Genomic DNA, 13,763 nt, shown 5'->3' on the forward strand with positions numbered 1-13,763 from the left:
GCGATGCGGCTGTCGATCTACACCTGCGTCCGCGACGGGCTGTACCACGACTACCACGTCGTGCAGATGATCCGCCACCACCTCGCGGTCGCCGACGAGATCGTTGTCCACGACGGCAACTCGACCGACGGTACCGCCGAGGCCGTGGCCGCGATCGGCTCGGACAAGGTGAAGCTGTTCCGCTCCGACTGGGGGAAGCCGACCGGCCTGGACTGGATCACCAACTTCAAGAACGCCGCCCGCCGGCGCTGCACCGGCGACTGGGCCATCAACCTCGACTGCGACGAGTTCCTGCCGGAGTGGGACTTCGCGCCGTTCCGCGAGTGGCTGGCGCAGGCGCCGCCCGACGCCGACGTGCTGCCGCTGCGGATGATGAACTTCTACGGCAGCTACCGCGTCTACCACCGGCACCCGGAAAAAGTGCCGTGGCCGGACGTGAAGTGGAACGTTCACCGCAACAAGCCCGACATCGAAGTCTACAACGACGGGTCGAACGTGCGGCGCGTCGGCGAGTCGGCCACACGCCCGGCGGTGGACGCGAAGTTCGCGGTGCATCACTTCGGCTTCGTGCGGAACCCGGCCCGGCTGCGGCAGAAGTGGCGGAACGTGCTGGCCAACCTGTACGCCCGCCGCGACGGCAAGCGCACCACCCGCTTCGGCCTGCCGACGTTCCTGTTCGACCTGTTCCCGCACCGCTGGAAGGACCCGCAGTTCCTGCCCGACCTGGCCGTGTACGACGGGCCGTACATCACCCCGGTGCGCGACGACCCGGCCGAGTTCACCCGCGACAAGGATTCGCTGTACCAGTTGCTCCGCGCGAAGGCGGACTGACCCACCGAGGATCGTCGCGTGTCCCTCCCGTCCTCCCTGCTCGGCCCGGTCCGCCGCCTGACCACGGCCGCCCGCCACGGCTGGGGGCCCACGCGCCTGGCTGACCACGCCATCCGCCGCCACCAGGCCGTGCAGCGGCTCCCCGAGCTGGCCGGCCTCGTGAGCATGGTCGCCGCCCTGAAGCCGAACGTGGTCGTCGAGGTGGGCACGCGCCACGGCGGCACCTTCTCGTGCTGGCCGACCGTCGCCGCCGACGGCGCCCTGCTCGTGAGCATGGACCTGCCCGCCGGCTCGTTCGGCGGCGGCTCCGGCGACCCCGTGCTGGCGCGGCTGGCCGAGTTCCTGCGCCCCGGGCAGCGGCTCGAAACGCTCCGCCAGGACTCACACCTCCCCGCCTCGCGGGAGTGGCTGGTCGGCGTGCTGGCCGGCCGGCCGATCGACTTCCTGTTCCTCGACGGCGACCACTCGCTCGCCGGCATTCGCCAGGACTTCGAGACGTACGGCCCGCTCGTCCGGAAGGGCGGGCTGGTGGCCTTCCACGACATCCTGCCCGACCCCGGGAACGCGCACATCCAGGTGCCCGAGTTCTGGGCCGAGCTGCGCGGCCGGTACGACGCCCGCGAGTTCATCGACCCGCCCGGCCGGACCAGCGGCGGGATGGGGATCGGGGTGGTCCGCGTATGACCCGACCGCTCCGCGTCGGGTTCGTCGTCCACGTCATGCAGGTGGCCGGCGCCGAGGTGCTCGTCCGCGAGACGGTGGCGCGCTTGGCCGGGCGCGTGCAGGCGACCGTGTTCTGCCTCGACGCGATCGGCCGCATCGGCGAGGAGATGACGGCCGACGGCGCGGACGTGATCGCCTTCGGCCGCCGGCCCGGCCGCGACTGGGGCGTGGCCCGCCGCCTCGCCGCCGCGGCCCGCGAGCGCGGCGTCGAGGTGATGCACGCCCACCAGTACACGCCGTTCTTCTACTCGGCGCTGGCGAAGGTGCTGAACCCGCGCTGGCGGCTGATCCTGACCGAGCACGGCCGGCACTACCCGGACCGCGTGTCGCCGCTGCGGCGGGCCGTGAACCGGCTGGCGCTCGACCGCCTCGCCGACGCCGTGACAGCGTGCTGTCACTTCAGCGCCGAGGGGCTGACCCGCACCGACGGCTTCCGCGGCAACCGCATCGAGATCGTCGAGAACGGCATCAACGTGGACCGGTACGGCCCCGCGGCCGACCCCGCGGCGCAGAAGGCGGCGCTCGGCCTCGACCCGGCGCGGCGGTACGTCGTGCATGTGGCCCGGCACCACCCGGTCAAGGACCAGGCGACGCTGCTCCGCGGCTTCGCCGCGGCGGAGCTGGAGGGTGTCGAGCTGCTGATGGCCGGCGACGGCCTACTGCGCGAGGAGTTGGAAACGCTGGCGGCGCGGCTCGGCGTGCGGGAGCGGGTGCGCTTCCTCGGCATCCGCACCGACGTGGCCGAGCTGATGCGCGCCGCGGACGTGTTCGCGCTCACGTCGGTGAGCGAGGCCGCGTCGCTGACGCTGCTGGAGGCGATGGCGACGGGGCTGCCCTCGGTGGCGACGGCCGTGGGCGGCAACCCCGAGCTGGTGCGGCACGAGCGCGAGGGGCTGCTGTTCCCGCGCGGCGACGCCGCCGGCTGCGCCGCCGCGTTCCGTCGGCTGTTCGCCGACGCGGCGCTCGCGGCCCGCCTCGGCGCCGCGGCCCGGCAGCGGGCGCGGCAGCGCTACCAGCTCGACCGCACCGTGGACGAATACTTCCGCCTGTACTGCCGCCTCGCCGGACGCACGCCGTGAATGCCACCCGCGAAACCGCGAAGCGCCTCGCCCGCGCCGCCGCGCTCGTCGCCGTACTGCCGGTGCTGCTGCACTACTGGTTCTGGTCGCTCGTCGTCGGCCACCACGCCGCGTTCCGCGGCGCCGTGCAGTTCGTCTCGCTCCTCCCCGGCCTCCCCGGCATCTACATGCGCGGCGCCTTCCTGACCCACACGCTCGCCGGGTGCCACCCGTCGGCGCGGGTCGAGTTCGGCGTGCTGTTCTCGGAGCCCGGCGCGGAACTCGGCGAAGGCGTGTACGTCGGCCCGCGCTGCATCCTCGGTCTGGTCCGCGTCGGCAAGGACGCACTACTGGCGTCCGGCGTGCAGGTGCCGTCCGGCGGCAAGACGCACCGGTTCGACGACCCCGACGTACCGATCCGCGACCAGGGCGGCGAACTGACGCTCGTCACCATCGGCGAAGGAGCGTGGGTCGGCGCCGGGGCCATCGTTCTGGCCGATGTCGGCAAGGGCACCGTGGTCGCGGCCGGGTCGGTGGTGACGAAGCCGCTGCCGGACTACGTGGTGGCCGCCGGCGTTCCCGCGAAGGTGCTGCGGCCGCGGTTCGGGGGCGCCCCCGATGCCTGACCCGACGCCACTGGTGGTCTTCTCGGACGACTGGGGCCGGCACCCGTCGAGCTGCCAGCACCTGATCTCGCACCTGCTGCCGACGCGGCCGGTGGTGTGGGTGAACACGATCGGCACCCGCCCGCCGCGGCTCGACCGGGCGACGCTGGCGCGGGTCGTCGAGAAGCTCAAACAGTGGGGACGCCCGCCGAGCCCGGCGCAGGCGCCGGCGCCGCGCGTGCTGAACCCGCGCATGTGGCCGTCGTTCCGCGGCCGGTTTGCCCGCGGGCTGAACCGCCACGTCCTCGGCCGCGCCGTCCGTGCCGCACTCGCCGACCTGGCCGCTCCGCCGGTCGTCGTCACCACACTGCCGATCACCGCCGACCTCGTCGGCACGTTCCCCGCCGCGCGGTGGGTGTACTACTGCGTCGACGACTTCGCCGTGTGGCCCGGCCTCGACGGTCGCACCATGCGCGACATGGAGGCCGAGCTGGCGGCGAAGGTGGACGCCGTGGTCGCCGTCAGCGAGACGCTCCAGCGGCACCTCGCGGCGCTCGGCCGGCCGTCGCACCTGCTGACACACGGCGTCGATTTGGACCACTTCCGCCGCACGCCCGAAGTGCTGCCCGAGTCGCTGCGCCGGCTCGACGCGCTGGCGGGGCCGCTGGTCGTGTTCTGGGGCGTGATCGACCGGCGGATGGACACCGAATTCGTGCGGGTACTCGCCGCCTCGCTCGATGCCGGGACCGTCTTGTTGGTCGGCCCACAGGACGACCCCGACCCGGCGCTGCTGGCGCTACCGCGGGTGGCGACACTGCCGCCGGTGCCCTACGCCGACCTGCCGGCGCTGGCGGCGCGGGCGGCGGTGCTGGTGATGCCCTACGCCGACCTGCCGGTGACGCGGGCCATGCAGCCGCTGAAGCTCAAGGAGTACCTGGCGACGGGGAAGCCGGTCGTGGTCCGCGAGCTGCCGGCGACGCGCGAGTGGAGCGACTGCCTCGACGCGGCGGCGACGCCGGCGGCCTTCGCGGCCGCGGTACGCGAGCGGCTGGCGACGGGGGTGCCGGCGGCGCAGGCGGACGGGCGGAAGCGGCTCAACGCCGAGGGGTGGGCGGCGAAGGCCGCGCAGTTCGCGGCGTGGCTGAACGGGTAGGTCGCTACAGCACCCCGTGCCGCGCCAGCGCCGCGGCGAGCTGTTGCACCGTGGCTTCCCAGGTGAACCGCGCGGCCCGTGCCGCGGCGAGCGCACCCAACTCCGCGGCGCGGCCCGGGTCGGCCACGATCTCCCGCATCCGCCGCGCCACGTCACCGTCGTCCACGTCGGCCCAGCGGCCGGCGTACACCGCGTTCCGCGCTACTACCAAGCGGTGCGGCAGTGCGTACCCCACCGACCCGTCGAAGAACGCGCCGACGCCGCCGAACGCCGCCGACACCAGCGGCCGGCCGCACGCCATCGCCTCCAGCAGGTGTAGGCCGAAGCCCTCGCCGTGCGACAGGTTCACGAACGCCGTGAGGCCGTGGTACCACGCCGCCAGCTCGGCCGCGCCGAGCGTGTGCCGCGTCACCTCGACGCGCGAGTCGCCGTGCGTGTCCACAGGCGGCGACGCGGGCGTGATCTTCACCCGCAGCCGCACGTCGGCGTGGGCCGGGAAGGCGCGGACGAACACGTCCACGACGCGTTGCACGTTCTTGCGCAGCCCGCCCTCGTCGAGCGCCCCCGCGGTGCCGAACACGACCGACCCGCCGGCCGGCGCCGGCGCGAACGCCGCCGGGTCGATGCCGAGCGGCACGACTTCGATCGGCACGCGCACGCCGTTCGCGCGGAAGCACGCGGCGCCCCACGCGCTCGGCACGACGACGAGCCGGCAGCGGTCGAGCGCCGCCACGGCCCCCGGCGGCAGCGTGTCGGTTTCCCACATCGTGTACGCGACGGACCGGCCGCACGGGGCGAAGCGGTGGAGCAGGTGCGGCGGCGCCGCGACGAGTCGCGGCGCGGCGGAATCGGCTTCGGGAAGCGCGAGCAGCGACACGACGGCGGTCGGGTCGCGGACGACGTTCACGCCGCGGGCGAGGAGGCCGCGGGCGACTTCGAGGACGACGTGGTCGTACCCGCCGGGCTTCAGCGCGATGCCGGCGAGGGCCAGCGGCGGGCCGCTGCGCTGCGGCACGGCGGCGGGGCGTTCGCTGAGTAGCTTCGCCGTGAACTCGCGGACGCGGCCGCGGGCCAGGAGTCGGCCGCCGCGGACGAGCGCCGGCCACAGCGCCCCGACGGTCCGCACCGCCCGCCACTTCCGCCGCACCGCCCGTGCCACGCCCATGCCCGCCCCCCGCGACGGCGCACAGGGTGCGGCAACCCGGCCGGGGTGTCAAGGCGAAGGCGCGTCCGGCTGGCCGAAGCCGTCGTCGGCGAGGAGCGCGAGCATCCCCCAGAAGCCGCACACGGCGCCGGGGATGCAGCACAGGTGCGGCACGTTCAGCGCCGCCGCGGCGCACCCGAGCTGCGCGAGCCGGTAGCCCTTCCGCCGGATCAGGCACACGCCGCCGGCCGCGCTCAGTGCCGCCAGCCCCATCGCCGCCGGCCACACCCACGTCAGCTTCGGCGCCAGTTCGGCCGCGGCGCGGTCGTCCTCCGCCTCGTCGCCGCCCTCCGCGGCGGGCGGCGCCAGCCCCATCTGGCGCACGCCCGGCAGCCGCTCCTTCAGCCACTCCTTGCCGCCGTCCGGGCCGCGCAGGAAGTCGGACAGCACCAGCGCGTTCGCCACGAACGACACCACGCCGACGAGGACGAGGCCGGCGCCGGCGAACCGGAGCATGACGCGGTTCCGCTTCGGCGACGGGCCGCGAACCCGCGGCGTCGCCGACAGCAGCACGGGCTCGGTGAGCCGGCCGCCTTCGCGGACGGGGGCGGTGAACGTGGCCTTGCACTCGGGGCACTGCACCGTCTGGCCGAGCCAGTCGGTCGGCACGCGGACGGTGTGCCGGCAGGCCGGGCAGGCGATGACTTCGGTCGGCGTCATTCCGGTGAAGGGGTCAGGAGGGGGGGGAAGTGTCGTTGCCGCTTGGAGCTCCGCGCCTCGCAGCGCGAAGCCCCGAGCGGCAACGACACTTGAAGTCGGTTACCCGACGATGGTCGGTTTCGCCAGCGGCACCGTGCACAGGTGCTGCACCGGGTCGGGGCGGCGCGGCATCAGCAGCTTCGCGGCCAGCGCCGTCCACCCGGTCTGGTGGCTCGCCCCCAGGCCGCCGCCGTCGTCGCCGTGGAAGTACTCGTAGAACAGCACGTGGTCGCGCCAGTGCGGGTCGGCGTACTTCGGGTGCCGGCCGAACGCCGGCCGCCGGCCGTCGGCGCCCTTCCGGAACAGCCCGCTCAGCCGGCCCGCCAGCTCGTCCGCCACGTCCTCCAGGTTCGCCGTCTTCCCCGAGCCGAACGGGTGCTCGACCTGGAAGTCCGGCCCGTAGTAGTGGTGGAACTTCTGCAAACTCTCGATCAGCAGGTAGTTCACCGGGAACCACACCGGGCCGCGCCAGTTCGAGTTGCCGCCGAACAGCCACGAGTCCGAGTCGCCCGGCACGTACTTCACACTCAGCGTCTCGCCGTTCAGCGTGAACGTGTACGGGTGGTCCTCGTGGTACTTCGACAGCGCCCGCACCCCGTACGGCGACAGGAACTCGGCCGGGTCCAGCATCCGGCGCAACAGCTTCTTCATGCGGCTGCCGCGGAGCAGGCTCAGCAACCGGCGCTCGCCGACGCCGGGTTCGTTCCACCGCGACACGAGCGCCGCCAGGTCCGGGCGCTGGTTCAGGAACCAGTCCATGCGCCGCGTGAAGCCCGGGAGCCGCTTCATCGTGTCCGGTTCGAGCGTCTCGACCGCGAACAGCGGGATGAGGCCGACCATCGACCGCACCCGCAGCGTCACCGGCGCGTGGCCCTCGCAGCGGAGCTGGTCGTAGTAGAAGCCGTCGGCCTCGTCCCACAGCCCGCGGCCGGCGCCGCCGAAGTCGGCCATCGCCTCGGCGATGTGGAGGAAGTGCTCGAAGAACTTGCTCGCCAGGTCCTCGTACACCTGGTTGTGCAGGGCCAGCTCCAGCGCCATCCGCAGCATGTTCAGCGAGAACATCGCCATCCACGCGGTGCCGTCGGCCTGGTTGATGTACCCGCCGGTCGGCAGCGGCTTGCTCCGGTCGAACACGCCGATGTTGTCCAGCCCCAGGAACCCGCCCTGGAACAGGTTCCGCCCCTGCGCGTCCTTGCGGTTCACCCACCACGTGAAGTTCAGCAGCAGCTTGTGAAACACCCGCTCCAGGAAGGCGACGTCGCCGCCGTCGCCGCGGCGCTTGCGGTCGATCTGGAAGACGCGCCACGTCGCCCAGGCGTGGACGGGCGGGTTCACGTCGGAGAAGTTCCACTCGTAGGCCGGCAGCTGGCCGTTCGGGTGCATGTACCACTCGCGCGTCAGGAGCAGGAGCTGGCTCTTGGCGAACTCCGGGTCCACGAGCGCGAACGGGACGCAGTGGAACGCCAGGTCCCACGCCGCGTACCACGGGTACTCCCACTTGTCCGGCATCGAGATGACGTCGTCGTTGTACAGGTGCTCCCAGTCGCCGTTGCGCACCTTTCCGCGGCCGGGCGGCGGCTTCGGCGGGAGCGCGTCGCCCCTCTCCCAGGTGGTCACGTCGTAGGCGTAGAACTGCTTCGTCCACAGCAGCCCCGCGAAGGCCTGCCGCTGCACCAGCTTCTCGTCCGGGTCGTCGATCCCGTCTTGCAGATCGGCGAAGTAGGCATCCGCCTCCTGCTTCCGCGCGGCGACCACGGCGTCGAAGTCGGCGAACGGGTCGGCGATGGCCTGGCCCGGCATGTCGGGCGCGAGCAGCAGCCGGGCGCGGACGGTGACGGACTTGCCCGCCGGCACGGTGAAGCGGTACCACCCGCCGACCTTCGTCCCCTCGCCCATCGGGTTCACGGCCTTCACGTCCTGGTGGACGATCCGCTCGTGGAAGGCGTCCTTGAAGTGGCCGGTGTCGGCCGACCCGAACAGCAGCGGCGCGTTCGTCTCGTTCTCGGTGAACAGCAGGTCCGGCGCGCCGTCGAAGTGGAGGCGGAAGTCGAGCCAGGCCGGGTGGTCGAGGTGCGCCACGGCCGGGCCGCACCGGCTGACGTGCGGCTTCGCCGCGTCGGGCGTCCAGCTCCAGGTGTTGCGGTACCACGCCTGCGGAACGAGGTGCAGCTCGGCGGCGTCCGGCCCGCGGTTGTGGGCCGTCACCGTCATCAGCAGGTCCATCGGCGCCGCCTTCGCGTACTCGACCTCGATGTCGAAGTAGCGGTCGTCGTCGAAGATGCCGGTATCGACGAGCTCGTACTCGGGTTCGAGCCGGGTGCGGCGGCGGGACTCGGACAGGAGGAGGCTGTAGGGAAACTCGCGCTGCGGGTACTTGTACAGGAACCGCATGTACGAGTGGGTGGGGGTGCTGTCGAGGTAGTAGTACTGTTCCTTCACGTCCTCGCCGTGGTTCCCCTGCTCGTTGGTCAGGCCGAACAGCCGCTCCTTGAGGAACGGGTCGGCGCCGTTCCACAGCGCCAGCGACAGGCACAGCCGCTGGCGGTCGTCGGACACGCCGGCGAGGCCGTCCTCGCCCCACCGGTAGGCCCGGCTGCGCGCCTGGTCGTGGGGGAAATAGTCCCAGGCGTCGCCGCGCGGGGAGTAGTCCTCGCGGACGGTGCCCCACTGCCGCTCGGACAGGTACGGCCCCCACTTCTTCCACCACGCCGTCTTCGACTCGGCCTCGGCCAGGCGGGCGCGCTCGGGATTCATCCGGTCCTCTCGGCTCGGCGGTGTGTCCAAGATGGTAGGCCGCCGGGGGGATGTGCCAAGTTCCGGCGGGCGGATTCGGGGCGGGTGACGCGACCGGCTACCGGCGCCGTGCGGGGCCGACGGAGAGCACCTCGACGCGCATGGCGGCGTCGTCCACATAGTACCGGACCCCGAGTACGTCCTCGTACCAGAGCCGGTAGCCCTTCTCCCGGGATTCGCCCATGTCGTGCGGGGTGCGGCGCAGCGCGAAGTCGATCCGATTCGCCGCGGCGGCCACCCGCGCGGCGTCGGCCTCCGCCGCCTGAATGCGGGCGAGTTCCTGAACCGTTGCGACGGTCCAGACGACGGCGTAGGTCATTCCCAGCAGGCCATTCACGGTGACGCATCCCGGTCGTAAGCCGTCCGCTGGCAGGGACTTGGCCAAGCCAGGGAGAGGGCGCGCCCATGCTGTTCGGTGGGGTCTTCGAGCGGTTCCTAGAGGAGAGCCCGCTCAGCGTGATGTCCCGGGCGACCATCGAGCACGCCCTCTCGGCCTCGGCCCTCGACGCGCTGTTCGACCGGACCGCCGAGCGCGGGTACACCCGGGAGTTGCTGTTCTCCACGACGGTCGATCTGATGACCCTGGTGGTCGGCGGCAAGGCCCTCCACGTCCAGGCCGCCTACCGGCACCTGCGGGACCGCGTCCCGGTCACCCTCAAGTGCGTCTACGACAAGCTCCGGAACATCGAGACGGGCGTGTCCGCGGGGCTGGTCGCGCACGTGTCGGGCCGGTGCGAGGGGCTGATCACCGCGCTGGGCGGGGGGTGCAAGAGCCTGCTGCCGGGCTACCGGGTGCGGGTCCTCGACGGCAACCACCTGGCCGCCACCCAGCGGCGGCTGGGCGTCACCCGGGGGCACACCGCCGGCCCCTTGCCCGGGCAGAGTTTGGTCGTGCTCGACCCGGCCCTGATGCTGGTCACCGACATCGTCCCGTGCGAGGACGCCCACACCCAGGAGCGGGCGCTGATCGACCAGATTGTGCCGCTGGTGCGGGAGCGGGACGTGTGGGTCGCGGACCGCAACTTCTGCACGGCGGAGTTCCTGTGTGAGGTGGCCGCCCGGCGGGCCTACGTCGTCATCCGACGCCACGGGAACCTGAGCGTCGAGGCCGAAGCCGGGTACGGGGCCGAGGTCGCGACGGACCGGGGCTGGGTGGGCGAGCGGCGGGTCTGGGTCTGCTGGGGTGGGGCGCGGTTGGTGCGCCTGCGGCAGGTGCGGGTGCGGCTGCGGGCGCCGACCGCGGACGGGGACGCGGAGGTGGAGATCCTGACCAACCTGCCGGCGAAGGTGCCGGCCAAGAAGGTGGCCGAGATCTACCTCAAGCGGTGGAAGATCGAGGGGGCCTTCCACGAGTTGACAGTCGCCTTGAACTGTGAGGTGAACACCCTGGGGTACCCCAGGGCCGCGCTGTTCGGGTTCTGCGTGGCGGTGGCCGCGTACAACGTGCTGGCCGTACTGAAGGCGGCCCTGCGGGCGGTGCATGGTGAGAAGAAGGTGCAGGAGGAGGTGTCGGGGTATTACCTGGCGCTGGAGTGGGCGATGGTGTACGCGGGGATGATGATCGCCCTGCCCGCGTCGGAATGGGAGGCGTTCGGTCCGATGCCCAGCCCGGAGTTGGCCGGCCACCTCCGCGAGTGGGCGGGCAAGGTCGACCTTGGGAGGATCAAGAAAGCGCCGCCCCGGAAGCCGACGAGGACGGCGACCCGACGGATCAAGGACAAGAGCCCACATGTTTCCACGGCCCGGTTGCTCGACGAGGGGAAGAAGACCCGTCAGGCGAAAGTCAGCCGGAATCCGTGAGTCTCACACCGTGAATGGCCTGGTCATTCCCAGCCCAGCCGCGTCTTGAGTTCCTCGAACGTCAGCATCTCGCCCTGTCGGCGGCGCTCGATATCCTCCCACGTGAGCGACGGCTCCCACGGGCACGGCGGCTCGCTGAACGGGGCCGGCACAGTGATCGGGGTAAATACGCCGAAGACGCTGCCGTCCGCCTCACGGTACTCGACCGGCTGGCGACTCGCCGCCGCCTCGCGCATCACCCGAAGTGCGTCGTCCATCGTGCCGGCCAGTCGGCCGGCGATGTACAGCTTGACCATCGGCGTACCCTCCTCACCGCGATTATATCACGCCCCTCGCCCCGCCCGGTAGCGGCGGATCAGCGCGTTCGTAGACGAGTCGTGCTTCAACTCGCCGGCGCCGCTCAGCTCGGGCACGATCCGCTGGGCCAGCACCTTCCCCAGCTCCACGCCCCACTGGTCGAACGAGCCGACGTCCCACACCACGCCCTGCGTGAACACGCTGTGCTCGTACAGGGCGATCAGCGAGCCCAGCGCGAACGGCGTCAGCTTCTCCACCACCAGCACGTTCGACGGCCGGTTGCCGGGGAACGTCTTGTGCGGCACGAGCGCCTCCGCCACGCCCTCGGCCCGCACCTCGGCGGCCGTCTTGCCGAACGCCAGCGCCTCGGCCTGCGCCAGCACGTTCGCCGTCAGCAGGTCGTGGTGCCGGCCGACCGGGTTGAGGCTCTTCCCGAACATCAGGAAGTCGCACGGGATCAGGTTCGTCCCCTGGTGGATGAGCTGGTAGAAGCTGTGCTGCCCGTTCGTGCCCGGCTCGCCCCAGTACACCGGGCTGGTGGCGTAGTCCACCTCCGCGCCGGCGAGCGTGACGCACTTGCCGTTGCTCTCCATCGTCAGCTGCTGGAGGTACGCCGGGAACCGCTTCAGGTACTGGTCGTACGGCAGCACCGCCACCGACCGCGCGTCGAAGAAGTCCACGTACCACACGGTGAGCAGCCCGAGCAGCACCGGCAGGTTCTGCGCGAACGGAGCGGTGCGGAAGTGCTCGTCCATCGCGCGGAACCCGGCCAGCATCTCGCGGAAGCCATCGGGCCCGGCGGCGAGCATCGTGCTCAGGCCGATCGCCGAGTCCATCGAGTAGCGGCCGCCGACCCAGTCCCAGAAGCCGAACATGTTCGCCGTGTCGATGCCGAACTTCGACACCTCCGCGGCGTTCGTGCTGACCGCGACGAAGTGCTTCGCCACCGCCGCGTCGTCCTTCAGGGTGGCGAGCAGCCACGCCCGCGCGGTGGCGGCGTTGGTCATCGTCTCCTGCGTCGTGAACGTCTTGGAGGAGACGATGAACAGCGTCTCGGCCGGGTCCAGGTCGCGGACGGCCTCGGCGAAGTCGGTGCCGTCCACGTTCGACACGAAGCGGAAGGTGCGGGTGCGGTCCGTGTAGTGCCGCAGCGCCTCGTAGGCCATGACCGGCCCGAGGTCGCTGCCGCCGATGCCGATGTTCACGACGCTGCGGATGACCTTGCCGGTGTGCCCCTTCCAGTCGCCGGAGCGGACCCGGTCGCAGAACGCGGCCATGCGGTCGAGCGTGTCGTGGACGTCGGGCACGACGTTCCTGCCGTCGAAGTTGACGGTGCTGCCGCGCGCCGCCCGCAGCGCCGTGTGCAGGACGGCGCGGTTCTCGGTGACGTTGATCTTCTCGCCGCCGAACATCGCCTCGACGCGGTCGCGCAGCTGGCACTCCTCGGCGAGTTGCAGGAGCAGCTTCAGCGTCTCGTCGGTGACGCGGTTCTTGGAGTAGTCGAGGAAGACGCCGGCGGCCTCGGCGGTGAGGCGCTCGCCGCGCGTCGGGTCGGCCTCGAAAAGCTCGCGGAGGTGGGTGGTCTGGACGGCGGCGTGGTGCGCCCGGAGGGCGGCCCACGCCGGGAGGCGGGTCAGGCGGGCGGCGGTCATGACGACTCCGGGTGTGAGGTGTTACCGCATCTGCTGCTGCTGCTGGGCCATCGCCAGCAGCGGGAGGAGAAACACGAACGCGCCAATCAGGTACTGCACCAGCCCGATCAGGTAGAGCGTTACCGGGTGCTTCACGTTGTCCCAGCGGCTGATGGCGTAGTACAGCGAGTAGAACGGGATGAACAGGTTCAGCAGCAGCTGGTCGACACCCTCCTTCGCCGACAGCACCAGGAACCAGATCGACCCGCCCATCATGAGGACGAAGCCCCACGCGGTCAGGAGGCCACCGCCGAGGCCCGGCACGGCCAGCGCCAGCAGGCCCAGCAGCACCGTGATGACGGCGTTCTCGGCCAGCCGGCCGAGCGGGCCGCGGTACCAGTCCGGCAGCCCACCGCCGCCGCCGCGCGACTTCCGCCGCTTCTTCGGCTTCGACCGCGACCGCCGCGACGGGCGGTCGTCCTCGTCGTCCTCGTCGTCGTCACGCGGCCGGCGGCTGCGGCTCACCGGCTCGTCGTCGTCCTCGTCGTCGTCGCGCGACCGGCGGCGGGCCGGGCGGCGGTCGTCGTCCTCGTCGTCGTCGCGCGGCCGGCGGCGGGCCGGGCCGTCGTCCTCGTCGTCGTCACGACCCCGCCGGGAGCGCGGCGCCGGCGCGGGTTCCGGCTCGGCGTCGGCGGGGACCAGGAACTTGAGCGAGCACGACGGGCAGACGCACGGCTTGCCGGCGGCCGCGGCGGGGACGCCGAGCGTCTTGTCGCACCCGGGGCAGACCAGCCGCAGCAGGCCCGCCGGCTTGGCCGCGGCGCGCGGCGAGGGGATGTCGAAGATCTCGCGGCAGTGCGGGCACCGGCCGGTCTCGCCGGCGGTCGAGTCGGGCGAGGTCAGCGGCTCGCCGCAGCTCTGACACTTGAAGCGAATCATGGCGCGCCTGCGGGGGGAGGACGCTTCCCG

At 72.1% G+C, this 13,763-nt stretch carries 13 protein-coding genes; 6 read left to right on the forward strand and 7 right to left on the reverse strand.

Translation table 11 applies throughout. The features are described 5' to 3' along the window. Positions 1-3 precede the first annotated feature (3 nt). From ETAA1_RS29160 to ETAA1_RS29180, 5 genes are read left to right on the forward strand one after another with little or no spacing between them, the layout of a single operon-like run. The gene (locus ETAA1_RS29160) at positions 4-831 is read left to right on the forward strand and encodes a glycosyltransferase family 2 protein (RefSeq protein WP_145244128.1); all 828 of its coding nucleotides are present in this window, start codon (positions 4-6) and stop codon (positions 829-831) included. 18 nt (positions 832-849) lie between these two features. Next, positions 850-1,515: a class I SAM-dependent methyltransferase gene (locus ETAA1_RS29165; RefSeq protein ID WP_145244129.1), complete on the forward strand. Its 666-nt coding sequence runs from the start codon at positions 850-852 to the stop codon at positions 1,513-1,515. Then, the gene (locus ETAA1_RS29170) at positions 1,512-2,633 is read left to right on the forward strand and encodes a glycosyltransferase (RefSeq protein WP_145244130.1); all 1,122 of its coding nucleotides are present in this window, start codon (positions 1,512-1,514) and stop codon (positions 2,631-2,633) included. Before ETAA1_RS29165 ends, ETAA1_RS29170 begins: the two co-directional genes overlap by 4 nt. Further along, positions 2,630-3,238, forward strand: a complete 609-nt coding sequence (locus ETAA1_RS29175) for an acyltransferase (RefSeq protein ID WP_238389321.1) — start codon at positions 2,630-2,632, stop codon at positions 3,236-3,238. Before ETAA1_RS29170 ends, ETAA1_RS29175 begins: the two co-directional genes overlap by 4 nt. Next, complete coding sequence (locus ETAA1_RS29180; protein WP_145244131.1) at positions 3,231-4,370, forward strand: glycosyltransferase; 1,140 nt, start codon at positions 3,231-3,233, stop codon at positions 4,368-4,370. Before ETAA1_RS29175 ends, ETAA1_RS29180 begins: the two co-directional genes overlap by 8 nt. Positions 4,371-4,374: 4 nt before the next feature. On the opposite strand, the gene ETAA1_RS29185 is transcribed toward ETAA1_RS29180, so the two are convergent. From ETAA1_RS29185 to ETAA1_RS29200, 4 genes are all read right to left on the reverse strand, one after another. Continuing rightward, on the reverse strand, positions 4,375-5,535 hold the full coding sequence (locus tag ETAA1_RS29185; protein ID WP_145244132.1) for a glycosyltransferase: 1,161 nt from the start codon (positions 5,533-5,535) through the stop codon (positions 4,375-4,377). Positions 5,536-5,583: 48 nt separating this feature from the next. Continuing rightward, on the reverse strand, positions 5,584-6,234 hold the full coding sequence (locus ETAA1_RS29190) for a Trm112 family protein (protein WP_145244133.1): 651 nt from the start codon (positions 6,232-6,234) through the stop codon (positions 5,584-5,586). A 99-nt stretch (positions 6,235-6,333) separates the two neighbouring features. Beyond that, the gene (locus ETAA1_RS29195) at positions 6,334-9,027 is read right to left on the reverse strand and encodes an MGH1-like glycoside hydrolase domain-containing protein (protein ID WP_145244134.1); all 2,694 of its coding nucleotides are present in this window, start codon (positions 9,025-9,027) and stop codon (positions 6,334-6,336) included. A 97-nt stretch (positions 9,028-9,124) separates the two neighbouring features. Then, entirely contained in the window at positions 9,125-9,403 is a 279-nt protein-coding gene (locus tag ETAA1_RS29200; protein ID WP_145244135.1) for a hypothetical protein, read from the reverse strand. 68 nt (positions 9,404-9,471) lie between these two features. Here ETAA1_RS29200 and ETAA1_RS29205 point away from each other — a divergent pair, with 68 nt between their 5' ends. Further along, a complete protein-coding gene (locus ETAA1_RS29205; protein ID WP_145233609.1) occupies positions 9,472-10,866 on the forward strand; it encodes a transposase in 1,395 nt (464 codons plus the stop codon). Positions 10,867-10,889: 23 nt separating this feature from the next. Here ETAA1_RS29205 and ETAA1_RS29210 read toward each other — a convergent pair whose 3' ends face one another. Genes ETAA1_RS29210 through ETAA1_RS29220 form a run of 3 tightly spaced genes read right to left on the reverse strand, consistent with a single transcriptional unit; the run spans position 10,890 to position 13,733 of the window. Then, on the reverse strand, positions 10,890-11,162 hold the full coding sequence (locus tag ETAA1_RS29210) for a hypothetical protein (RefSeq protein WP_145244136.1): 273 nt from the start codon (positions 11,160-11,162) through the stop codon (positions 10,890-10,892). 27 nt (positions 11,163-11,189) lie between these two features. Beyond that, positions 11,190-12,815: a glucose-6-phosphate isomerase gene (pgi, locus tag ETAA1_RS29215; protein WP_145244137.1), complete on the reverse strand. Its 1,626-nt coding sequence runs from the start codon at positions 12,813-12,815 to the stop codon at positions 11,190-11,192. A 21-nt stretch (positions 12,816-12,836) separates the two neighbouring features. Beyond that, entirely contained in the window at positions 12,837-13,733 is an 897-nt protein-coding gene (locus tag ETAA1_RS29220) for a hypothetical protein (RefSeq protein WP_145244138.1), read from the reverse strand. Between the last annotated feature and the right edge of the window lie 30 nt (positions 13,734-13,763).

The sequence above is a fragment of the Urbifossiella limnaea genome (assembly GCF_007747215.1).
GTDB classification, from domain to species: Bacteria; Planctomycetota; Planctomycetia; order Gemmatales; family Gemmataceae; genus Urbifossiella; species Urbifossiella limnaea.